The sequence below is a fragment of the Kosakonia pseudosacchari genome (assembly GCF_015167415.1).
Taxonomy (GTDB): Bacteria; Pseudomonadota; Gammaproteobacteria; order Enterobacterales; family Enterobacteriaceae; genus Kosakonia; species Kosakonia pseudosacchari.
Genome location: NZ_CP063425.1, coordinates 3,394,849 through 3,416,588 on the forward strand (window position 1 = coordinate 3,394,849; position 21,740 = coordinate 3,416,588).

The following is a 21,740-nucleotide window of genomic DNA, read 5'->3' on the forward strand; positions in this document are numbered from 1 at the left end:
ATCTTCATCACAGATTACCTTAAAGGTTTCAGCCCGGTTGCATCCTGAGTGACCAGGCTTCGTTGCAAGGATAAAAAGATGCTCCATCCGCGTGCGAGAACGCTGCTCTTACTGGCGCTGCCTGCGCTCATTATTGGTGTCGCGTCGAGTCTGATCTTAGCGCTGGTGATGAAAATCGCCGCCCTGCTGGAGAGCGTGTTGTGGCGCGGTATGCCATGGCGGCTCGGCATCTCACCGGATTCTCCCTTGTGGATCCTGATCGTTTTGACACTCACCGGCGTTGCTGTGGGCCTGGTTATCCGTTTCAGCACCGGTCATGGCGGGCCGGACCCGGCGACCGTGCCATTGATTGGCTCGCCGGTTGCCGTCAACGCGCTGCCGGGGCTGGCGCTGGCAATGATCCTCGGTCTGGCAGGCGGCGTAAGTCTTGGCCCCGAGCAACCCGTCATGGTGCTGAATATCGCTCTTGCCGTCGCACTTGGCGCGCGCATTTTCCCGCGCGTTGCACCGCTGGACTGGACCATTCTTGCCTCGGCCGGCACGCTCGGCGCACTGTTTGGTACGCCAGTGGCGGCGGCGCTTATCTTCTCGCAAACCCTGAAAGCCAATGAAGATGTGCCACTGTGGGATCGCCTGTTCGCCCCGTTGATGGCTGCAGCAGCAGGCGCGTTAACCACCAGCCTCTTTTCGCTACCCCATTTCACGTTGCCCATTCCTCATTATCCGCAGATGCATATCGTTGATATTTTTAGCGGCGCGGTCGTGACGCTGTTCGCTATCGCGCTGGGAATGGTGGCAGTCTGGTGTTTACCACGGCTGCATCACTTCATGCATCGCCTGAATAACCCGGTGATGACGTTGGGGATTGGCGGCTTCCTGCTGGGTATTCTGGGCATAATTGGCGGCCACATTACCTTATTCAAGGGGCTGGATGAGATGCAGCAACTGGCCTTCGCGCATACCTATACCGTTACCGATTATCTGTTATTTGCTCTGGTAAAACTCGCCGCGCTGGTGATAGCCGCCGCCTGCGGTTTTCGCGGTGGGCGTATATTTCCGGCGGTGTTTGTCGGGGTGGCGTTAGGTTTAATGTTGCATGAACATGTCGACGCCGTTCCGGCAGCAGTCACCGTATCTTGTGCGGTTTTAGGGCTGGTGCTGGTGGTAACGCGCGATGGCTGGCTGAGCCTGTTCCTGGCAGCTGTCGTCGTACCGGACACCACCTTGTTGCCGCTGCTGTGTATCGTGATCCTGCCCGCCTGGTTAGCGCTGGCCGGAAAACCGATGATGATTGTCCCCCGGCGCAGTAAGTAACTACTCACTGTTACGAGTTTCCAGCGCATGCGTGACATCACGCAACAGATCCGGTAAATCGGCTTGCGGCAACATCACCTCAATCAGCGCAAGCCGGTGGTGATGCGAGGCGGCTTCCAGTGCCTCCGCCAGTTGCACCGTTTCGCTAACGCGCCAGCACTCGGCCTGACAGTCATGGCTGAGGGCATGAGGAATATGGGTCCAGTTCCAGCGCGCAATATCGTTATAACGCTGATGCGCACCGTGGATCGCCCGCTCCACCGTGTAGCCATCATTATTGAGCAATAAAATGATCGGTCGCTGCCCGTCACGCAGCATCGACCCTAGCTCCTGAATGGTGAGCTGCGCGGCACCGTCGCCACTAAGCAAAATAACCCGCCGCTCCGGGCAGGCGGTCTGTGCGCCGAATGCGGCGGGCAGGCAATAACCTATCGATCCCCACAGTGGCTGCGTCAACATTTCAACATCGGCAGGTAAGCGCAGAGACGCGGCGCCAAAGGCGGCGGTGCCCTGATCGGCCAGTAAAATATCACCGGGTCGAATAAAAGCCTGCAGTGTTTGCCAGAATGTGTGCTGATTCAACGTGCCGGCGTGATGCGGCGAATGGGCAGAAGGCTCGGGAACAGCTTCGGGCACGCAGCGAGGATTGTTGCGACAAACAGAAATCAGGATATTGACCGCCTCCTGCATCGCAATCCCGCTGAACCACTCTTCCCCTACCCGCACAGCAAAGGGCTGGATATCAATCGTGCGCTCTACAGGCAGTTGCTGCGTAAACCCGGCGGTGATGGTGTCCGTAAAACGCACGCCGACACAAATTACCGCATCGGCACCCTCAATTGCCTCACGCACCTGAGGCGGGCTGGCGGCACCGCTGTAAGTGCCGACAAACCCTGGCTGTGTTTCATCAAACAAACCTTTGCCCATTAGCAACGTGGCGTGCGGGATGGGCGAATCCTTCATCCAGCACTGCAACATTTTCTGTACACCAAAGCGATGAGCGAGAAAATCCGCCAGCAGCGCAATGCGCGGGCTTTCGCTGAGCATCGCCTGTAGACGGCGGCGAAAGCTATCCAGACGCGCTTCGTTAGGCTGAAGTGATGCGGGAGTGATAACGTTTACAGGCGGTGTTGCCGCCATTTTTGCCACATCGGCGGGTAACATCAGGTAGCCGGGGCGGGATTCACTGAGCATCGTGCGGATCACGCGGTCGATTTCATAACAGGCATTTTCTGCCGTTAACACCGCCTGTGCAGCGCTAAGCGGTTCATACATGCGCCAGAAATGGCTGAAATCACCGTCACCCAGTGTGTGATGCAGAAGTTCACCGCGTTGCTGTACGCTGCGGCAGGGTGCGCCAACGATCTGCAACACCGGTACATATTCCGCAAAGCTGCCAGCGACACCGTTAATCGCGCTCAACTCCCCCACGCCAAAGGTGGTCAGCAGCGCGCCTGCCCCCTGACAACGCCCGTAACCATCGGCGGCATAAGCGGCATTTAGTTCGTTGGCGCAGCCCACCCAATGCACCGCCGGGTGCTGGATAACGTGATCAAGAAACTGCAGATTGTAGTCGCCAGGTACGCCGAAAAGATGATGAATACCGCAGCCGGCAAGCCTGTCCAGTAGATAGTCGGCAACTGAATAATCGTTTTGCATTGCGTTACATCTCCGAATACTGACACTTACCTGAGTATTGGAGAACTGTGATGAGAGTCCAGGATACGCGTTTGAGAGGAAGTGGAAAGCAAGCTTTACGGCATCTGGCGGTGTAAGCTCAGTGCATGTAAACGCATACACTGACGCTACGCTGATAAATAAGGAGTAACGGCATGGTTTATCAGGCCAATCCAGCACGCTATGAAAAGATGCACTACCAACGCTGCGGCGACAGCGGATTGAAGCTTCCGGTCATTTCACTTGGGTTGTGGCACAATTTCGGCGATACCACCTTACTGGAAAACAGCCGCCAGCTGTTGCGGCATGCCTTTGATCTGGGCATTACCCATTTTGATCTGGCCAATAACTACGGGCCGCCGCCGGGCTCCGCAGAGCGTAATTTTGGCCGGATTTTGCAGGAGGATTTCCTGCCCTACCGCGATGAACTGATTATCTCAACTAAAGCCGGTTATACCATGTGGGACGGCCCATACGGCGACTGGGGCTCACGTAAATATTTGATTGCCAGCCTTGACCAGAGCTTGCGCCGCTTGGGTCTGGAGTATGTTGATATCTTCTATCACCACCGACCGGACCTCGAAACCCCGCTGAAGGAAACCATGCGCGCACTGGATCATATTGTGCGTCAGGGCAAAGCCCTGTACGTCGGGCTTTCCAACTATCCGGCGGCGCAGGCGCGTGAAGCTATCGATATGCTTAATGATCTCGGCACACCGTGTCTTATTCACCAGCCGAAATACTCGATGTTTGAACGCTGGGTCGAAACCGAATTGCTTGATGTGTTGCAGGAAAAAGGCGTCGGCAGTATTGCGTTCTCGCCGCTGGCGGGCGGGCAACTGACTGACCGTTATCTGCACGGCATTCCACCCGATTCGCGTGCCGCCAGTGGCAGCCGTTTTCTCAACCCGGATCAGCTTACGGATGAAAAGCTGACCACCGTTCGCGCGCTGAATGCGCTGGCGGAACGGCGCGGACAGAAGTTATCGCAGATGGCGCTGGCCTGGGTACTGCGTAACGATCGTGTCACTTCGGTGCTGATTGGTGCCAGTAAAACCAGCCAGCTTGACGATGCGGTCGGCATGCTGGCAAACCGCCACTTCACCACCACTGACAGTGATGAGATCGACGCCATTCTCAGTGGCGCAAAATAACCGCAAATTTAGCAAAAAATGCTGCCATTCATGATTTAGGAGTTCCGCCAATAATATGGGGTTTGGCCGCCCCGTAATATTGATGTAACAGGCCGTTTCGGCCCGATCGTGAAGGAGAAGAGTATGTTCAGGTCACTGATTCTGGCAGCTGTGTTAATGGCTTCTGCGCCGCTGGTCGCAAATGCTGGCGAAATCACCCTGTTGCCATCTGTGAAATTACACATTGGCGATCGCGATAATTACGGTAACTACTGGGACGGCGGCCGCTGGCGCGACCGTGACTACTGGGGCCGCAACTATGAGTGGCGCGGCAACCGCTGGCATAAACACGACCGCGGCTGGCATCGCGGCTGGGACAAACAGAACGCGTATGAACGCGGTTATCGTGAAGGCTGGCGCGACCGCGACGATCATCGTGGCCGGGGACGCCACCACCACTAATTCAAAAAAGGAGCGTAAGCGCTCCTTTTTCTCGTACTGTTACAGACCCACCGCACTGCCGATTAACAGCCAGCCATTCAAACTGACCACCAGCACTACAATCACCCAGCCAACCCGTTTAATTAATGGCGTGTTGACTAACTCCCCCATTAACTTGCGGTTACTGGTGAATATCAGCAGCGGCACCAGCGCCAGCGCGATACCGAAACTAAGCAATACCTGGCTCATAACCAGAATCCTTGTCGGATCCAGACCCAGCCAGATAACGATAAACGACGGCATCATGGTGATGGTGCGCCGCACCCACAGGGGAATATGAAAACGCACAAACCCCTGCATTACCACCTGCCCGGCCAGCGTCCCCACGACCGTTGAGGAAAGCCCCGCCGCCACCAGGCTAAGACCAAAAATGGTCGCTGCGGCATGGCTTAATAACGGCTCCAGCGTCAGGTACGCCTGGTCGAGATCGGCAACACCGGTGTGACCGTTAAAATGGAACGCCGCTGCAGCTGTCGCCATCATTGCCAGGTTCACAAACCCGGCGATAGTCATGGCGATACCCACATCCCATTTCGTAGCGGAATAACGCTCGCGCTGTGTGCCCTGGTGCAGATGCTGCGTCAGAGACGAGTGCAGGTAAATGACGTGCGGCATGATGGTCGCGCCCAGTACACCAGCCGCGAGGAACACCGCTTCGCTACTCGGCAAACTCGGGATCACAATGCCTTGCGCCAGTTGAGCCAGTTTCGGCTGAGAAAAAAACAGCTCAACAATATAAGCAGCGGCGACAAACAGCAGCAGGCCGCCGATCACTTTCTCCAGCGGTTTTTGCCCCCGCCGCTGTAACATCAAAATCAAGAACGTCGCCACGCCAGTGAGCACCGCACCTTGCAGTAACGAAACGCCGAGGATGAGTTTAAACCCGATGGCAGCACCGATAAACTCAGCCAGATCGGTTGCCATGGCGATGATTTCCGCCTGAACCCAGTAGAACCACACCAACGGACGCGGATAGTGATCGCGGATCTGCTCAGCAAGGTTCTTTCCGGTGGCAATCCCCAGTTTGGCGGAAAGCAGTTGGATCAACATCGCCATAATATTGGCCCAGACCACCACCCACAGCAGTTGATAGCCAAAACTGGCGCCTGCCTGAATATTGGTAGCGAAGTTGCCCGGGTCGATATAACCGATAGCCGCAATAAACGCCGGTCCCATTAAGGCAAACCGTAGCTTGCGCGCTGCCCGCCCATTACTATTCTCAACGCGACTACTGTTCATTTATTGCCCCTAAATATAGCCTTTGCTATGTTTTATGCTACCAAAATGAGAATGATTATCAAGTTCATTTAAATGGGTTTACCTGATTTCTCTGATAGCCAGAAACAATAGAAGGGTTGAATGTCAAGGATGGTGACGGCGACAACAGCATTTGCCGCAGCGTTATGTTAAGAGTCTAGCAGTATGACGCAACTTTTCACGCTTTTACTTAACATAACAGAAATGTATGTTGGATCACTAATTTTGAGTCTGGTCACAGGTCATTAATATAGTGTGTGTTTGATCTCGTTTTCTTTTGTCTTGTTACATAGAATGTGCACGAAATTCCTACCCGTCTCATATTTGGAGCAAATATGTCCCGCGTTTTGCACTTTGTCCTGGCGCTTGCTGTTGTGGCGCTGCTTGCCCTGCTCGTAAGCAGCGATCGCAAGAAGATCCGCATTCGTTTTGTTATTCAACTGCTGGTGATTGAAGTTTTACTGGCCTGGTTCTTCCTGAACTCTGATATTGGCCTCGGCTTCGTTAAAGGCTTCTCCGAGATGTTCGAAAAACTGCTCGGTTTCGCCAACGAAGGGACTAACTTCGTCTTCGGTAAAATGAATGATGAAGGTCTGGCGTTCTTCTTCCTGAAAGTGCTGTGCCCGATTGTTTTTATTTCCGCTCTGATTGGTATTCTGCAACACATTCGTGTGCTGCCGATCATTATCCGCGCCATCGGTACGGTGCTGTCCAAAGTGAACGGCATGGGCAAACTGGAGTCGTTTAACGCTGTCAGCTCCCTGATTCTGGGCCAGTCTGAAAACTTCATCGCCTACAAAGACATTCTCGGCAAAATGTCCCGCAACCGCATGTACACCATGGCAGCGACAGCAATGTCGACTGTTTCAATGTCCATCGTCGGCGCGTACATGACCATGCTCCAGCCGAAATATGTTGTTGCGGCGCTGGTGCTGAACATGTTCAGCACCTTTATCGTGCTGTCGATTCTCAACCCGTACCGCGTGGATGAGAGCGAAGAAAATCTGCAAATGGCGAAGCTGCACGAAGGCCAGAGCTTCTTCGAAATGCTGGGTGAGTACATTCTGGCGGGCTTCAAAGTTGCCATTATCGTTGCGGCCATGCTGATTGGTTTTATCGCCCTGATTTCCGGTCTGAACGCGCTGTTCGCCGCCGTGCTGGGCATCTCCTTCCAGGGGATTCTGGGTTACATTTTCTACCCGATTGCCTGGGTGCTGGGCGTGCCGGCTCACGAAGCGCTGCAGGTTGCCAGTATCATGGCGACCAAACTGGTCTCTAACGAATTTGTGGCGATGATGGATCTGCAGAAAATCGCGGCGAACCTCTCTCCGCGCTCGGAAGGCATCCTGTCCGTGTTCCTCGTCTCCTTCGCGAACTTCTCGTCTATCGGCATTATCGCCGGTGCCATCAAAGGCCTGAATGAAGAACAAGGTAACGTGGTTTCCCGTTTCGGTCTGAAACTGGTGTATGGCTCCACGCTGGTGAGCGTGCTGTCTGCGGCTATCGCTGCGCTGGTTATCTGATTGTCACAGGCTAAAAAAACCGGGGTCTTCCCCGGTTTTTTTATTCGGCTTTTGCCAGCGGTAGCGGTTTACCCAACAAATACCCCTGCAAGTAATCGACGCCAGCATTCAGCAACAATTCGCGCTGCGCTTCATTCTCCACATATTCCGCAACAACAGTCAGTGATTTCGCTTTTGCCAGTTCGCATATCGATTTGACGATCATTGCATCCTGTTTGTCCTGTAAAATATCACGGACAAAACAGCCGTCGATTTTGATGATATCCGCCTGCAGCCCTTTCAAACGTTCAAAGTTGGCATAGCCAGTGCCAAAATCATCAATCGCGATTTTGAATCCGGCTTTTCGCAACTGCTTCATATTTTGGATACTCGCTTCTGAATTAGAAAAGGCCTGTTCTTCCGTTATCTCAATAATTACCTGCCGCGGAGAGACGTTATAGCGCGCGAAAAGAGCCAGAAATTGTGCAGCAAACTCTCTTTGCATCAGGGTGAGTGGCATTAAATTAACCGAAAAACGTGCAGCATCGCCTGGCTCAGGATGCGCCTGCATCCACTGAAGCAGACACTCAATAACCTGCATATCAAACCGGGCGCCAAGGTTGAACTGGGCGATAACAGGTATAAATAAATCCGGCGTAATCAATTCACCCTGCGCAACCAGCCGGGTGAGGATCTCTTTGTACCCCTTCCCCTCAGCATTCACTATCGGCTGAGCAAACAGAACAATGCCATTTTCCTCCAGCGCACATTTCACCTTGTTTAGCTGTAACACGCGCTCCGTAGTCTGGTCGGTTACCTCTTGCAAACTGTTTGTGAGTGCCAGAACCTGCTGCTCCGCACTGGCCTGTTCTGAAAGCCAGCTTAACTGGCCCAACGTCTGGTGCAGTGCTTCGCCCGAGCCCTGTAACTCCCCCCAGGATGCGCCAAACTCAATATCAAGGGCGGTATTGTTCCAGTAAATTCGGCGGCTGTTCAGGTAATCCAGCATATGGTGCAAGCGCGATAATATTTCCGGCCCATTGAGCATCAACAATAACTCGCTGCCCGGAAGCTGGAAAAAACGTTCGCCTTTATGTAACAGAGGCTGAAGTTCGCGGGTGACGCTACGTTTCACATGGACACGCATCATCAGACCAAAATGGCGGCTGAGGAATTCCAGATTTTTCATATGCAAACAGCACACCACGCTGTTTGGCTGCTGTTCCATCTGCTGTTCCAGCGCGCGCAAATTGGGCAAACCCGTTAAGGGATCGCTCATCGCCTGCACCTCCCAGCGCGCTTTCAGCCACTCACTACGGTTAAAAACGCGCATCATATAAAGCATGCAGATGGTAAAGCTGATAAAAACGGACATGACAAATGCCAGGGGATAATCGGAACGCACGCCATGTAAAAAATTCTCGTTGTATGCCAATAGCATAAACGCCGCAATATCCCAGCTTAATAACAACAACGTTGAACTTAATTTGCTGATACCAAAGGTGAATAAAATAAAAATAACAGGCACTAAGTAGCCAGCAATATAATCATTTTTATATGGCACACATAAAATAGTCACAATAGCGACCAGCGAAATAATCCAACCTAATGTAAATACACGATTCTTTTTCGAAAAACACGGCCCAATACTTCTTAACCATAATGCACGGGCAAACCGAGGATTGATGATCATCCGTAAAAAGTAATACGCACAAGTGGTAAAAATAACCGCAGAGCAAATCAGACTTTGAATATCGATAATAGAATAAACAACTGATGCAGGGCCAAAATAATTAGACAAACTAAACGGATAGTTAAACCAAACGCCAGCAGTATACATCGAAATTTTTATACCTATGGGGGCAATAACACCTAACCACAGGATACGAGTGCCCATGTCTTTAGCTCTGTTTGTCAGGCTATACCGCCAGCGGGAGCCCAGTTGCCAGCGAACCACACCGCAGAAAAGAAACACAAAAAATAACTGACAAACCAGAAGCACGGCTGCCTCGGCATAAGATAAATGAAAAAAAGCCTCATTTACCAGAGCAAAACCAATAATAACAGGCAGTATTCCATGTCGTCCGAATAAAAAAATGATTGCCAGCGATACACTTAACGGTAACCAGGCAAGATAAACCTCGCTGGCGTCAACAAGAGTAACAGGAGAAATAAAACGGGAAACAGGGGTAGCTACCAGGCATAAAATTAACGCGAGGAAGAATTTTCTTATCGCACTGTATCGATTATGTTTCATCAGTATTAATGAAATGCTCTGGGCTGGTCAAAAAATGAAGAGCCGAGATAATAAGTTTATTTATTAAGCGAATCAAGCAATCAGCGGCTCGAATAACCGCCATTACTGACGCCTCACCGGAGGTTTGCTTATTAATGTATAGCAGAAAGAATTAACACAGCGCGGAATAAAACGAAAAAACCCCCGCGTAAACGCGAGGGTTTGAATTTTGGTGGAGCTAAGCGGGATCGAACCGCTGACCTCTTGCATGCCATGCAAGCGCTCTCCCAGCTGAGCTATAGCCCCACAATATGCCTTATGCGCCAATCCCGTTGGGTGCGGAATTTGGTGGAGCTAAGCGGGATCGAACCGCTGACCTCTTGCATGCCATGCAAGCGCTCTCCCAGCTGAGCTATAGCCCCATCGCGTAAAGCGTGTCGTGTTGACGGGCGGCATAATATGAATTCCCTTGCCAGGTGTCAACGGCAAAATCGCGCGGCATTATTCAATCGCTGAAAAAGCATGCAAATGAAAGACATTGCGAACGCCCTCGCAGCCAGTAGTTAAACATGTCACATTTTCCCGTAAAATGGTGCTATAACATAAGCCATTAATTACCCTTACAACAATTCGGGAAATTACATGCTCAAGGAACGAATGACGCCAGAAGAATTGGCCAGCCTTACAGGATACAGCCGACAAACCATCAATAAATGGGTGCGTAAAGAAGGCTGGGTGACTTCACCAAAACCCGGCGTACAAGGAGGTAAAGCCCGTCTGGTCCATATAAATGAACAAGTCCGCGCATTTATTCGCAGCGCACAGCGCACTGAAGACCAACCAAAAACCACGCTTACCGCCAGCGATACCTCACTTGAGGCATTATTAATCCGGCTGGCAAAAGAGATGACCGACGCAGAGCAAAAACAACTCTCTTCACTTTTATTACGCGACGGCATTACCGGCTTGTTGCAACGTCTGGGGCTGCGCGATCAAAAATAATATGATGAAATTACCTAACAAAATGACCACCGAAGAATTAGCGGAGTTTCTCGGCGTCGCCAGACAAACGGTAAATCGTTGGATCCGCCAGCAAGGTTGGGAAACAGAACCGTTACCCGGAGTAAAAGGCGGTCGCGCCAGGCTAATTCACCTCACCAAAGAGGTGCGCAGTTTCATTATGAAAACGCCCTCTATGCGCCATCAAAATTCTTCCTATTCTATTGCCGAACCCGCGCCGGTTTACGCCAGTGGAAATAGCGCACTGCATGAAATTATCAAAGTGCTGCAAAACATGACCGCGGAGGAACAAAAGCAGCTTTCGACGCTGCTGGCGCGCGAAGGTATTAGCGGGCTCTTGAGCCGTTTAGGTATCGAGAAAACACCGGCAGAATAAAAAACGGCCTTATGCAGGCCGTTTTTTTGTCTGTTTTCCATCAATGAGTATGCTGATGATTCTCCCGCCGGTACGCACCCGGCGGGAGATTAAAGGTGCGGGTAAAGATGCGCGTAAACGTCTGCTGCGAATCAAAACCGTACTTCAGGCAGATATCGTAAACCCTCTGATCGGTATTACGTAAATCACGCGCAGCAAGAGATAATTTGCGCGTGCGAATATAGCGCCCCAAACTCTCCCCTTTATATTGCAAAAAAAGCCGTTGCAGATGCCATTTGGAATAGCCCGCATGTGCTGCAATATCATCAATACGTAACGGTTGATGGAGATTGTCGTCGATCCACTCGACGATGGTGTCGATAACCTGAGCGGAAATAGTCATACTGCGCTCCCCCTCTGCTCTTCGATTAATAAACGGGTTTATTCCCACCAGGCGCGGAAAACTTGCGCTGTGTCAGCCGCAAGCACAGGTTCGCCCAGCCTTGGTGTCAGTAAGCGATAGCTTTTGTCCCGGCTTGCTGCCGCCAGCCGTTTGTACGGATCGTCCCAGGTATGTTTTGCCAACACAAAACGCCCCGCATGGCCCGGCAGAACCGCGCGAGCATTAAGTTCCTGCGCTGCCAGAGCGGTCTCTTCTGGCATCATGTGAATGTACTTCCAGTCTTCGTCGTACTGACCATTTTCCATAATCGCCAGATCAACCACGCCAAACTGTTCGCCAATTGCTTTGAAATGCGGGCCATAACCACTATCGCCGCTGTAATAAACGTTTTGCGTGGCGGTAGTGAACATAAAGCTGGCCCACAATGTCTGATTACGTTTCAGACCGCGCCCGGAAAAGTGGCGCGCGGGTAAAACGTGCACCGCCAAATTGTCGCTCACCACCACTTTCTGCTGCCAGTCAGCTTCCTGAATGATTGCCGGATCCATTCCCCAGTAACGCAGGTGCGAGCCCACGCCGAGCGGCGTCACCACTTTTTTGATTTTCGGCATCAGCGCCTTGATGGTGGCGTAATCCAGGTGGTCATAGTGATCGTGCGAAATAATCAGCAGATCGATCTCCGGCATGTTTTGTGCCGTCCAGAGATCGTTACCGGCAAACGCCTTATTGAGAAATGAAAACGGCGCCGCGTAATTACTCAGGATCGGATCGATCAGAATGCGCTTGCCCGCCAGGTGCAAATACCAGGACGAATGCCCCATCCACACCAGCGTATCCTGCTCAAGCGGCAGGCTGGCGAGATCGGTGTTCACCGTCGGTAACGGCTGCTGCGGGCGCGCGTTCTCGCGTTTAGTGACCAGAAAATCCCACCATGCTGCCAGCATATTTTTCTTTCCGGTAAAACCTGGCGTCGGCAACTGGTTTTGAAACTTCCCGTCGCGATAATGCGGTGATTTTTCAACTTCACTAAGCTGTTCGCCCTGCGGGAGTTGGCCAAATCCGGCATTCAGAACAAAGGGTAAACTTGCGGCAGAGGCAACGAGCATAACAAGAACCACGCTGAAAATGAGACGCTTCATATCCTGACCCGACAAAATCGATCCATTCCGTAGATACGACGCTGGTTAAACTTGATTATGAGTGAGTAAGCACTCATTATAGAAAGCAACGCTCAACCGTCAAGATTATTTTTTCTGCGACATTCGACGTTGCAGCGGTACAGAGGGCATGTTTCAATCGTGGTTTTTACAATGTGAGAGGAAAAGTGTAGTGGCTCGTCCAAAGAGTGAAGATAAAAAACTGGCGTTACTGGAAGCGGCTACCGAAGCCATTGCACAATCGGGGATCGCTGCCTCCACCGCGTTAATTGCCCGCAATGCGGGTGTCGCGGAAGGGACGCTGTTTCGCTACTTCGCCACCAAAGACGACCTGCTCAACGCGCTTTACCTGCATCTGAAAAGCGATCTGTGCGGCACCATGCTGGCGAATATCGATCTCTCGATCAACGATTCCAGGCACCATACGCAATGCATCTGGAACAGCTATATCGACTGGGGCATCCGTCACCCGAATGGCCACTGCGCCGTGCGCCAGATTGCCGTCAGCGACAAACTCACCGACGCAACCCGCCAGCAAGTCGCCGAAATTTTTCCGGAACTGCATGAGTTATGCCATCGTTCCGTACGGCCCGTGTTTCTGACCGATGAATACTCCCCCTTTGGCGATGCAATTTTCCTGTCGATGGCGGACACCACGATCACCTTCGCCAGCCGGGATGCTTCTCGCATCACCGAATTTAAGCGCCTTGGCTTCGAAGCCATGTGGCGTGCGCTGGCCATTGAGGAAAATAATGGACAGTAAAACGCTGCAAGCGAGCGCGCACCGTATTGCGCTTGAACTGCCGTTCACCGAACATTGCTGGCCGTTTGGCCCGGAACATGATGTGTTCAAAGTGTGCGGGAAGATTTTTATGATGACCACCACCGCACACGGCAGGCCGATGGTGACGATGAAAGCCGAACCGCAAAAATCACTGCTCAACCAGCAGATCTACCCCAGCATTGAGCCGGGGTATCACATGAACAAAAAACACTGGATTTCCGTATTCGCTGGCAACGACATCGACGAATCGCTGCTCGCGTTCCTGATTCAGGAATCATGGGATCGCGTGGTCGACGGCTTACCGCGCAAAGATCAAAAACGTCTGCGTCCTTAAGCGTTTTCCGCCAGCCAGCTCAACGCCTTTTCACCGGCCTCATCCACCGGCAGATATACCAGCAACCGCGAGCCGTTACGCGGTGCTGAGTACCAGTACATTTGCTGAAGAGAAAACTCGCCAAGCTGCGGATGGTTAAAGTTTTTGATCTTATTTTCCACGCCGCGCACGTCCAGATGCTTGCGCCACAACGCTTCAAATTCCGCCGATGCCGCACAAAACCGCGCCAGCTTCGCTTCCCACACCGCATCACCCCGGTGTTCGGCCATGGCCGCGCGGAAATAGGCAACAAAAGTCTGTAATACGCTCTCATCATAGCCAAGCCGGGTACGCCATTGCGGGTGGGTGAGATAGAGATAAATACAGTTGCGATCTTCTTCGGGGATTTCGCTGAAATTAACGCCCATCAGGCGCTCAAAACCGGCATTCCACGCCACAATGTCAAAGTTGGTTTTCTGAATGCTGGCCGGTTGTGGCAGCAGACTATCCAGCAAGCGCCGGGTGCCTTCACTGATGCCTTCACACTGCGGCGTATTCAGCGCTTCCGTCGGTGTTAGCCCGGCCAGCAAAAACAGATGGCGGGTTTCCGTTGGCGAACACTGCAACGCAGCGGCAATCGCCTGCAATACGCTAGCGGAAGGATTGACATCCCTGCCCTGTTCAAGCCAGGTGTACCAGGTGACCCCCACATCCGCCAGCAGCGCCACCTCTTCACGCCGCAGCCCCGGCGTGCGCCGGCGCGTACTGCGCGGCAGCCCCAGTCGCTGCGGATCGAGGCTTTCCCGCCGCGCGCGTAAAAACGCACCAAGCTGTTTGCGGTTCTCATCGAGCACCGTCAGTTCCGGAACCTTTTCGACCATCAGCGTCATAACCATCTCCAGCATGGTAGTGCCAGTACCAGTATAGGCAAGAACTGGTACCCGTTTTTCTGTTAAGCGATGCTACGTCCATCCGATGAATGACGCAATGGAGTTACCATGAAAACGTCTGCTGTTTCGCCGGGCCGGGCAGGCCTGTTCCTTCTGCTGACCGGGCAGATGCTGCCATTGATTGACACCTCAATTACCAATGTCGCACTCGACTCCATCACCCTATCGCTGCACACCAGCGCCACGCAGCTGGCGCTAATTGTCGCGCTGTACGGCGTGGCTTTCGCCGTCTGTCTGGCGATGGGCAGCAAACTGGGGGACAACTTCGGGCGCAGGCGAATTTTCTTATGGGGCGTGGCCCTGTTTGGTATCGCTTCGCTGCTCTGCGGGCTGGCAAATTCGGTCTCCGCACTGCTTGCCGCGCGCACGCTACAAGGCATGGGCGCGGCGCTGATTGTGCCGCAGATCCTCGCGACATTGCATGTCACGCTAAAAGGTACCGCCCACGCGCGCGCCATCAGTCTCTACGGCGGTATTGGCGGCGTGGCGTTTATCATTGGTCAGATGGGCGGCGGCTGGCTGGTCTCGGCGGATATCGCCGGTCTTGGCTGGCGTAACGCCTTTTTTATTAATGTGCCCATTTGCCTGCTGGTGCTGGCGCTCAGCCGCCGCTATGTGCCGGAAACGCAGAGCGAAACGCGCACACGCATTGACTGGCAAGGTACCGTCGCGCTGGCGATGATCCTCTGCTGCCTGCTGTTCCCGCTGGCGCTTGGCCCGGAACTGCACTGGCCGTGGGAAACGAAAGCCGCGCTGCTGGCACTGATTCCGCTGGCATGGTGGATGCGCACAAGCGCATTAAAACAGCAGCAAGCGGGTTTAATGCCGCTGCTACCACCGCGCTTACTTAAGCTGCACAGTATCCGTTTCGGGCTGCTGATTGCGTTGCTGTTTTTTAGCGCGTGGTCGGGTTTTATGTTCTGTATGGCACTGACCCTGCAAGCCGGGATGGGCATGACACCGTATCAGTCGGGCAACAGCTTTGTCGCGCTGGGCGTCGCCTATTTTGTCTCTGCCTGGTATGCGCCCAAAATGATTGGCCGCTATAACATGCGCACCATTTTGTTAACCGGGTTGGTAATTCAGGTCAGCGGCCTGCTGGCATTAATTGCCACCCTGCAACTCTCAGGTCAAATGGTGGGTGCGCTGTCGCTCGCGCCGTCTACCGCGCTGATTGGCTACGGCCAGGCGCTGATTGTGAACAGCTTTTACCGCATCGGCATGCGTGATATCACCACCCAGGATGCGGGCGCAGGTAGCGCACTGCTCAGCACGTTACAACAAGCGACGCTCGGCCTGGGTCCGGCGCTGCTCGGCGGGTTGTTTTTGCATCTTGTTGGTCAGTCGCAAGGCAACTACAGCACGGCGCTGAGCGGTTTTCTGGCAACAGAAGTGGTGATGATGCTGGTACTGGCGGCAGCGGCAGTGAGCGCACGCCATCAACTCGCACCGCGCTGCCCGGCCAACTCCTGATTATCGCTACCCGCTGGCGCAAAAAGGGGATAAGGTCATCTCTTTGTTAACAAAGGGAGCGCCGTAGTGGAACTTGAAATTTACCAGGTGGACGCGTTCAGCACGCGTCCTTTTTCCGGTAATCCGGCAGCGGTATGCATTACGCCGCAAGGGCTGGAAACCGCGTTAATGCAGCAGATAGCCGAAGAGATGGCGGTATCCGAAACCGCGTTTTTAAACCTTGCGGATAACAACCTGCGCTGGTTTACACCACAGACTGAAGTTGATTTATGCGGTCACGGCACACTGGCGACCGCGCATATCCTGCGCCAGAACGGGCGACTTGCACAGGGCGCTGCGATCACCTTTCACACCCTTTCCGGCCCGCTGACGGCAACCGCCGTGCCCCAGGGCATTGAGCTTGATTTCCCCCTACTGACACCGACCATGCAGCCCGAAGCGCCAGCGGAATTACTGAAGGCGCTCGGGCTGGCACATGCGCAGGTGGGTGGCTACGGTATGTTCGGCGCGAAACAACTGGTGGTGGTAGAGGATGCGCAGGTAGTCTACGCACTCAAGCCTGATTTTGCGGCGCTTCGTGCCTTGCCCGGCCGCGGCGTGGCGGTCACCGCGCCCGGTCAGAATGAGTATGATTGCGTCTCGCGCTACTTCGCTCCGTGGGTCGGGGTGAATGAAGATCCGGTGACCGGCTCCGCACACTGCGCGCTGGCAGCCTACTGGTCTGCAAGGCTGGGTAAGCGCTCGCTGACCGCCTGCCAGGCCTCACCGCGCGGCGGCATTTTAGCGCTGGCGCTCAGGGAAAAGGGACGCGTAGTGATAGGCGGCGGTGCGCATACGGTGCTGGTCGGCACGTTACGGCTTTGAAGGTAGACGCACAATCATCCGCCAGCGGAACCAAATCTGCGCCAGCAGGATCAACACGCCGCCAAGGATTTTTTGCAGCGGTAAGCGCTCCCCGTACCAAATCGAAGCGGCAATCACCGTCAGTAACGGTTCCAGCACCATAATGATGGCAGCGCTGGCGACGGCGGCATATTTTTGCCCTTGCAGTTGCAGGCCAAAGCGCAGGCTTGTGGCAATTAAAATGCTGGCCGCCAGCCACATCGCGGTGGTGCTGGTAAAGGGTTGCGTCCAGGACTCAAACAGTGCAGAAATCACCAGCCCGGCAATGCCGGTGATCGCCAGTTGTACCGCCGTGAGCGGCAGCAGCGGCACTTCTCTGGCGCAGCGGCTGGTGTAGCAAAAATAGATCGACTGCACGAACGCCGTCAGCAAAAACCAGCCCTGGCTGGCATGAAACGTGATGGGCATGTGCAGGCTCAGCAGCGCTAAGCCAACAATGGCGACCGGCAAACACTCCCAGTAAGCGCGCGCCGGACGGTTTTTTAGCATAACCCAGGCCACCAGCGGCACGAACAGCATCGACAGGCTCATGATAAATGCCCCCTCGCCCAGCGATGGCGTGGTCGACACCGACCAGATCCACAGGCAGAGGTTGAGCGCCATCCATACGCCGCTTATCACCACCTGGCGCACTTTTTCCAGCGCAATGCGTTGCCCACGGCAAAACGGCAACAGCACCAGCGCCGCGCCAAAAAAGCGCAGCCCAAGAAAGGCGAAAACCGGCATCCCGCTAATGGCTTCGCGTGAGAAAATCCATCCGCAGGCGGCGATCACTGTGGTCAGAACCAGAAATAAATCAGCTTGTCGTTGCCGGGTCATGGCAAGGCTCCCTGGGCAATAAAAAAGCCAGCGCGGCGGCTGGCGAAATCTTTACACACATCATGCCTGAAATGTCAGGCGCTGGCGCGGGAAATATAACGCCAGTCCATGATGACGCTTTCTGGCGGGCTATCCGGGTTATCAATGCGGTTCAGCAGCAGCCGTACGGCTTCGCGCCCCATCGCCTGCGAAGGTTGCTCAATGGTGCTGAGCGGCGGCGTAACCATCTCTGCCAGTTCAGTGCCATCGAACCCGACCACCGCGATATCCTGCGGCATTGTCAGCCCGGCTTCATGGATCGCCAGCAGCGCTCCGGCGGCCAGCGTATCGGAAACGGCAAACACCGCGTCCGGACGTTCCGGCGCATTAAGCAGGTGTTGCATGGCGTTTTTCCCGGCGCTGAAACTCAAATCTCGCGCGTAGGCCACGTTTTCATAGCGCAGGCGTTTTGCCTGCAAACCGCTCCGGTAGCCGCGTTCACGCAGCCGGGCATACTTATAATTCAAATCGTGGTTAATCATAGCAATGCGCTGGCAGCCACGCTCAACTAACCGGTCAATCACGCAGCGGGCGGCGGCGACATCGTTAATGCCCACGCAGGAGACATCGCCGTCATCGGCGTACTCGGCGCATTGCACCCATGGCGCGGCACCAATTAGGGTGGCCAGTTCCGGCAATTTTGCACACGCATCCATGGTGATGATGCCGTCAACAATCTTGCCCGACAGCAGGTTGAGCGCTGAGCGCGAACGCGCCATGTCCGCACCGGAGTTACACAGCAGGATGCGGTAACCGTTTTTTTCCGCCTCTTCTTCAATCCCCTTCACCACTTCGGCGCAAAACGGGTTAGCGATGTTAGAGACCAGCACCAGCATCATTGAGCTACGCGCGGTGCGCAACTGGCGGGCTAATAAGTTAGGTTGGTACTGACATTCCTTGATGGCCTGCAGGACGCGTTCGCGATTTTTCGGTTTCACCGATTCGCTGTTATTCAGCACACGTGAAACCGTTGCAACGGAAACGCCCGCCATCCTGGCAATTTTTTGAATCGACATAACAACAACATACCCTGCAATAAGCACGTAAGGTTCGAGGCTATCACAGTTACATCATCGACACATCTCAAGCCCGGCGAGCAGCAGCCCGCCGGATCTGGTAGGGGATCGCGCGAGTTACCCGCGCTTCGGCGTGCGGCGCAGTACTTTGAACGCCACAAACAGGAGCAATATCCACACCGGCAGCAGTGCTGCTGACAGGCGCATATCGTCCATGGTGCACATCAAAATGAGGATCATCAGCATGAAGCCAATGCACAGATAGTTGCCCGCCGGGAAGAGCAACGCTTTAAACTGCGGATCGCGCCCTTTGCGGCGCATCGCCGCGCGGAATTTCAGGTGCGCCAGCGAAATCATGATCCAGTTCAGCAGCAGCGTCGCCACCACCAGCGCCATCAGCATCGCGAAGGCTTTTTGCGGCAGCAGATAGTTGACCAATACCACCAGCGAGGTGACAGCCCCCGACAGGAACAGGGAATTTACCGGCACGCCACGGCGGCTGACGCGTGTCAAAAACGCCGGCGCATTGCCCTGTACCGACAAACCAAACAGCATACGGCTATTGGAATAAACACCGCTGTTATAGACCGACAGGGAAGCCACCAGAATGACGAAATTGAGCGCAGATGCCACCAGATTGCTGTCCAGTTCGTGGAAAATCATCACAAACGGGCTGCTATTGGCTTTGACGTCAATCCACGGATAGAGCGCCAGCAGCACAACCAGTGAGCCGATATAGAACAGCAAAATGCGGTACACCACCTGGTTAACCGCTTTCGGAATGGTGGTGTGCGGTTCGCTGGCTTCTGCGGCGGTAATACCGATAAGCTCCAGACCGCCAAACGAGAACATAATTACCGCCAGCGCGAGAATAAGCCCGTGCCAGCCGGTGGCGAAAAAGCCGTTATAGCGCCAGAGGTTATCGAAGCTGGCACGCTCGCCGCCGTGACCGGTAAACAGCATCCACAAGCCAAAGCCAATCATGCCGATAATTGCCAGCACTTTGATTAGCGCGAACCAGAACTCGGTTTCGCCGTACAAGCGCACATTAACGAGATTGACGGCGTTGATGATGACAAAGAAAGCGGCGGCCCAAATCCAGGTCGGCACGTCCGGGAACCAGTACTGCATGTAAATACCGGCGGCGGTCAGTTCCGCCATTCCCACCAGCACAAACATCGCCCAGTAGTTCCAGCCAGAGAGGAAACCGGCGAACGGCCCCCAGTATTTGTAGGCAAAATGGGAAAATGAACCGGACACCGGCTCTTCAACCACCATTTCACCGAGCTGGCGCATAATCAAAAACGCGATAACCCCGGCAATGCCGTAGCCCAGCAAAACAGCAGGCCCGGCCATCTGAATAGCGGGGCCAATACCCAGAAAAAGCCCGGTGCCAATCGCGCCGCCCAGCGCAATCAACTGAATATGGCGGTTTTTTAAACCTCGTTGTAGTGTCGGCCCTGCTTCCGATGCGGCATCGGTGCTGCTTCCCGCTGCCTGTGACGCGTTTTTCACGTCCTTCCCCTTTGTGGTTTCATTTAAAGGGGCACCTTTTAACATCTCCGCTGTGGGCTGGCAAGAAATGAACCCCTGAGCGGCAACGCGCAAAACGTGCGCTTGCGTTTAAACCGTCAGGATCTCAATATCCTCTGCGCGAAAGGCTTGATGAAGCGCTTTGCTAAGATCGGTTTCAACCACCAGCACATCGATCTGCTGGCTGGCGGCCACAATGTAGCGAGCGACGGCCGGGATCTTATTTGCCGTTAATGCCACCACCACCTGGTTGCTTTGGGCAATCACCGCTTTTTTAAATTCGCAGTCGGCGTAATCAAACCCGGTCAGCCCCATCTCCGGCGACATCGCGCAGCCACCGATAAACGCCTGATCGAAAATGATGCCGTTAAGCTGGCTGATGGCCGGGCCGCTCACGCAACCGCCGGTGCTGCTCTGCACCAGACCACCCAGCATGATCACTTCACAATGCGGATGTTTACACGCGGCAGCGGCGATTTCCGGTGAGTTAGTCACCACCGTCAGCTTTAGCTCTGACGGCAGCGCTTTCGCCAGCTCAAGATTGGTGGTGCCGGTATCAATAAATACGCAGCTACCGGGCCTGAGCAGTTGCACGCAGCGCTGCGCGAGGATGCTTTTTTTTGCCCGGTCCTGCTCTTTTCTTTCCGTAAAGCTCCCGGCGGTTGCCAGTTGCAATACCGCGCCGCCATACACTTTTTTGCAGATGCCCGCTTTACTCAGCTCCTGCAAATCCCGGCGAATGGTGTGTTCTGAAACCCGCAATTCAACGGCCAGCTCCGCACACACCACCCGTCCCTGCGCCTGCAGACGCTGGCGGATCAGATCTTGTCGTTGGCCCGGGAAAGCTGCATAATCGAGCATAAATCCTCTTTATAAAATTCTAATCGAGCAATAATGAGCATAATCATGCAAATGAATTACGCTGTCAATTCCCATCCCCTACGCCCTGGAGGTCACCTTGAACATTGCCCATGTCGCACTCTGGACACGCCATCTCGACGCACAGCGCGCATTCTGGCGCGACTTTTTTTCTGCCACCAGTAATGAGAAATATGTCAGTCAAAACCGCGCCGGTTTTGCATCCTACTTTATGTCGCTGCACAACGGTCCAACCATTGAACTCATGACCGTACCGGAGCTGGCCGATGCGCCGGACGCAGCGGAGTTTGTTGGCTGGGCGCATATCGCTATTAATGTCGGCAATGTCGCTGCGGTGGATGAGATGGCAGAAAAAGCCCGTCAGCAGGGCCGGTTAGCCAGCGCCGCGCGATGGACGGGGGATGGTTTTTATGAAGCCGTGATTCTGGACCCGGATAATAACCGTATCGAACTGGTTGCCGGATAAAAAAAGCAGG

Annotated in this window: 21 protein-coding genes and 2 tRNA genes; 11 read left to right on the forward strand and 12 right to left on the reverse strand. The window is 54.1% G+C overall.

From position 1 onward, the window contains the following. Positions 1-78: 78 nt before the first annotated feature. Positions 79-1,314: an ion channel protein gene (locus IP581_RS15950; RefSeq protein ID WP_193820828.1), complete on the forward strand. Its 1,236-nt coding sequence runs from the start codon at positions 79-81 to the stop codon at positions 1,312-1,314. Here IP581_RS15950 and IP581_RS15955 read toward each other — a convergent pair whose 3' ends face one another. After that, positions 1,315-2,973, reverse strand: coding sequence for an alpha-keto acid decarboxylase family protein (locus IP581_RS15955; protein WP_193820829.1), 1,659 nt, complete (start codon positions 2,971-2,973; stop codon positions 1,315-1,317). A 173-nt stretch (positions 2,974-3,146) separates the two neighbouring features. Between IP581_RS15955 and mgrA the strand changes: the two genes are divergently transcribed. Together mgrA and IP581_RS15965 are read left to right on the forward strand one after the other, a co-directional pair. Then, positions 3,147-4,145, forward strand: a complete 999-nt coding sequence (gene mgrA / locus IP581_RS15960) for an L-glyceraldehyde 3-phosphate reductase (protein WP_193820830.1) — start codon at positions 3,147-3,149, stop codon at positions 4,143-4,145. 123 nt (positions 4,146-4,268) lie between these two features. Next, positions 4,269-4,586, forward strand: a complete 318-nt coding sequence (locus IP581_RS15965; protein ID WP_086870954.1) for a DUF2502 domain-containing protein — start codon at positions 4,269-4,271, stop codon at positions 4,584-4,586. Between the two features lie 39 nt (positions 4,587-4,625). Here IP581_RS15965 and IP581_RS15970 read toward each other — a convergent pair whose 3' ends face one another. Next, a complete protein-coding gene (locus tag IP581_RS15970; RefSeq protein ID WP_086870952.1) occupies positions 4,626-5,864 on the reverse strand; it encodes an Nramp family divalent metal transporter in 1,239 nt (412 codons plus the stop codon). A 353-nt stretch (positions 5,865-6,217) separates the two neighbouring features. On the opposite strand from IP581_RS15970, the gene IP581_RS15975 reads away from it, so the two are divergent. After that, positions 6,218-7,405, forward strand: a complete 1,188-nt coding sequence (locus IP581_RS15975) for a NupC/NupG family nucleoside CNT transporter (protein WP_020454603.1) — start codon at positions 6,218-6,220, stop codon at positions 7,403-7,405. Between the two features lie 40 nt (positions 7,406-7,445). Here IP581_RS15975 and IP581_RS15980 read toward each other — a convergent pair whose 3' ends face one another. The 3 genes from IP581_RS15980 to IP581_RS15990 form a co-directional block, all read right to left on the reverse strand. Beyond that, entirely contained in the window at positions 7,446-9,641 is a 2,196-nt protein-coding gene (locus IP581_RS15980) for an EAL domain-containing protein (RefSeq protein ID WP_193820831.1), read from the reverse strand. A 209-nt stretch (positions 9,642-9,850) separates the two neighbouring features. Beyond that, positions 9,851-9,926, reverse strand: a tRNA-Ala gene (locus tag IP581_RS15985). Between the two features lie 40 nt (positions 9,927-9,966). Then, a tRNA-Ala gene (locus tag IP581_RS15990) sits at positions 9,967-10,042 on the reverse strand. A gap of 220 nt (positions 10,043-10,262) precedes the next feature. Here IP581_RS15990 and IP581_RS15995 point away from each other — a divergent pair. Both IP581_RS15995 and IP581_RS16000 read left to right on the forward strand, forming a co-directional pair. Further along, a complete protein-coding gene (locus tag IP581_RS15995) occupies positions 10,263-10,622 on the forward strand; it encodes a YfeC-like transcriptional regulator (RefSeq protein WP_086870949.1) in 360 nt (119 codons plus the stop codon). 1 nt (position 10,623) lies between these two features. Beyond that, positions 10,624-11,016, forward strand: a complete 393-nt coding sequence (locus tag IP581_RS16000; protein ID WP_086870947.1) for a YfeC-like transcriptional regulator — start codon at positions 10,624-10,626, stop codon at positions 11,014-11,016. Between the two features lie 40 nt (positions 11,017-11,056). Here the strand turns inward: IP581_RS16000 and IP581_RS16005 are convergent, their stop codons facing one another. Together IP581_RS16005 and IP581_RS16010 are read right to left on the reverse strand one after the other, a co-directional pair. Continuing rightward, positions 11,057-11,398, reverse strand: a complete 342-nt coding sequence (locus tag IP581_RS16005) for a RamA family antibiotic efflux transcriptional regulator (RefSeq protein ID WP_086870945.1) — start codon at positions 11,396-11,398, stop codon at positions 11,057-11,059. A gap of 38 nt (positions 11,399-11,436) precedes the next feature. Next, the gene (locus tag IP581_RS16010; RefSeq protein WP_176519669.1) at positions 11,437-12,552 is read right to left on the reverse strand and encodes an MBL fold metallo-hydrolase; all 1,116 of its coding nucleotides are present in this window, start codon (positions 12,550-12,552) and stop codon (positions 11,437-11,439) included. 175 nt (positions 12,553-12,727) lie between these two features. Here IP581_RS16010 and IP581_RS16015 point away from each other — a divergent pair, with 175 nt between their 5' ends. Both IP581_RS16015 and IP581_RS16020 read left to right on the forward strand, forming a co-directional pair. Continuing rightward, entirely contained in the window at positions 12,728-13,318 is a 591-nt protein-coding gene (locus IP581_RS16015) for a TetR/AcrR family transcriptional regulator (RefSeq protein WP_045513910.1), read from the forward strand. After that, positions 13,308-13,673, forward strand: coding sequence for an MmcQ/YjbR family DNA-binding protein (locus tag IP581_RS16020; RefSeq protein WP_193820832.1), 366 nt, complete (start codon positions 13,308-13,310; stop codon positions 13,671-13,673). The genes IP581_RS16015 and IP581_RS16020 overlap by 11 nt, the downstream gene beginning before the upstream one ends. On the opposite strand, the gene IP581_RS16025 is transcribed toward IP581_RS16020, so the two are convergent. Then, entirely contained in the window at positions 13,670-14,542 is an 873-nt protein-coding gene (locus IP581_RS16025; RefSeq protein WP_193822712.1) for a helix-turn-helix transcriptional regulator, read from the reverse strand. The two genes, IP581_RS16020 and IP581_RS16025, sit on opposite strands and share 4 nt — an antisense overlap. Positions 14,543-14,650: 108 nt before the next feature. Here IP581_RS16025 and IP581_RS16030 point away from each other — a divergent pair, with 108 nt between their 5' ends. Continuing rightward, the gene (locus IP581_RS16030) at positions 14,651-16,075 is read left to right on the forward strand and encodes an MFS transporter (protein ID WP_193820833.1); all 1,425 of its coding nucleotides are present in this window, start codon (positions 14,651-14,653) and stop codon (positions 16,073-16,075) included. A 66-nt stretch (positions 16,076-16,141) separates the two neighbouring features. Next, positions 16,142-16,939, forward strand: a complete 798-nt coding sequence (locus tag IP581_RS16035; protein WP_193820834.1) for a PhzF family phenazine biosynthesis protein — start codon at positions 16,142-16,144, stop codon at positions 16,937-16,939. Here the strand turns inward: IP581_RS16035 and IP581_RS16040 are convergent. The 4 genes from IP581_RS16040 to IP581_RS16055 form a co-directional block, all read right to left on the reverse strand. Continuing rightward, positions 16,928-17,797, reverse strand: a complete 870-nt coding sequence (locus tag IP581_RS16040; RefSeq protein WP_097400341.1) for a DMT family transporter — start codon at positions 17,795-17,797, stop codon at positions 16,928-16,930. The two genes, IP581_RS16035 and IP581_RS16040, sit on opposite strands and share 12 nt — an antisense overlap. Positions 17,798-17,871: 74 nt before the next feature. Next, a complete protein-coding gene (locus tag IP581_RS16045; protein WP_193820835.1) occupies positions 17,872-18,852 on the reverse strand; it encodes a LacI family DNA-binding transcriptional regulator in 981 nt (326 codons plus the stop codon). A gap of 117 nt (positions 18,853-18,969) precedes the next feature. Continuing rightward, positions 18,970-20,367 (reverse strand): phenylalanine transporter, encoded by a 1,398-nt coding sequence (gene pheP, locus IP581_RS16050; protein ID WP_193820836.1) that lies wholly within the window; start codon positions 20,365-20,367, stop codon positions 18,970-18,972. A gap of 108 nt (positions 20,368-20,475) precedes the next feature. Continuing rightward, a complete protein-coding gene (locus tag IP581_RS16055) occupies positions 20,476-21,246 on the reverse strand; it encodes a DeoR/GlpR family DNA-binding transcription regulator (RefSeq protein WP_193820837.1) in 771 nt (256 codons plus the stop codon). 97 nt (positions 21,247-21,343) lie between these two features. Between IP581_RS16055 and IP581_RS16060 the strand changes: the two genes are divergently transcribed. Then, the gene (locus IP581_RS16060; RefSeq protein ID WP_097400338.1) at positions 21,344-21,730 is read left to right on the forward strand and encodes a VOC family protein; all 387 of its coding nucleotides are present in this window, start codon (positions 21,344-21,346) and stop codon (positions 21,728-21,730) included. Positions 21,731-21,740 lie beyond the last annotated feature (10 nt).

Excerpts from the sequence above, each read along its gene's own strand:
- IP581_RS15950 (WP_193820828.1), top strand. The coding sequence starts at position 79 with ATGCTCCATCCGCGTGCGAGAACGCTGCTCTTACTGGCGCTGCCTGCG.
- IP581_RS15955 (WP_193820829.1), bottom strand. The coding sequence starts at position 2,973 with ATGCAAAACGATTATTCAGTTGCCGACTATCTACTGGACAGGCTTGCC.
- mgrA (WP_193820830.1), top strand. The coding sequence starts at position 3,147 with ATGGTTTATCAGGCCAATCCAGCACGCTATGAAAAGATGCACTACCAA.
- IP581_RS15965 (WP_086870954.1), top strand. The coding sequence starts at position 4,269 with ATGTTCAGGTCACTGATTCTGGCAGCTGTGTTAATGGCTTCTGCGCCG.
- IP581_RS15970 (WP_086870952.1), bottom strand. The coding sequence starts at position 5,864 with ATGAACAGTAGTCGCGTTGAGAATAGTAATGGGCGGGCAGCGCGCAAG.
- IP581_RS15975 (WP_020454603.1), top strand. The coding sequence starts at position 6,218 with ATGTCCCGCGTTTTGCACTTTGTCCTGGCGCTTGCTGTTGTGGCGCTG.
- IP581_RS15980 (WP_193820831.1), bottom strand. The coding sequence starts at position 9,641 with ATGAAACATAATCGATACAGTGCGATAAGAAAATTCTTCCTCGCGTTA.
- IP581_RS15995 (WP_086870949.1), top strand. The coding sequence starts at position 10,263 with ATGCTCAAGGAACGAATGACGCCAGAAGAATTGGCCAGCCTTACAGGA.
- IP581_RS16000 (WP_086870947.1), top strand. The coding sequence starts at position 10,624 with ATGATGAAATTACCTAACAAAATGACCACCGAAGAATTAGCGGAGTTT.
- IP581_RS16005 (WP_086870945.1), bottom strand. The coding sequence starts at position 11,398 with ATGACTATTTCCGCTCAGGTTATCGACACCATCGTCGAGTGGATCGAC.
- IP581_RS16020 (WP_193820832.1), top strand. The coding sequence starts at position 13,308 with ATGGACAGTAAAACGCTGCAAGCGAGCGCGCACCGTATTGCGCTTGAA.
- IP581_RS16025 (WP_193822712.1), bottom strand. The coding sequence starts at position 14,542 with ATGACGCTGATGGTCGAAAAGGTTCCGGAACTGACGGTGCTCGATGAG.
- IP581_RS16030 (WP_193820833.1), top strand. The coding sequence starts at position 14,651 with ATGAAAACGTCTGCTGTTTCGCCGGGCCGGGCAGGCCTGTTCCTTCTG.
- IP581_RS16040 (WP_097400341.1), bottom strand. The coding sequence starts at position 17,797 with ATGACCCGGCAACGACAAGCTGATTTATTTCTGGTTCTGACCACAGTG.
- IP581_RS16045 (WP_193820835.1), bottom strand. The coding sequence starts at position 18,852 with ATGTCGATTCAAAAAATTGCCAGGATGGCGGGCGTTTCCGTTGCAACG.
- IP581_RS16055 (WP_193820837.1), bottom strand. The coding sequence starts at position 21,246 with ATGCTCGATTATGCAGCTTTCCCGGGCCAACGACAAGATCTGATCCGC.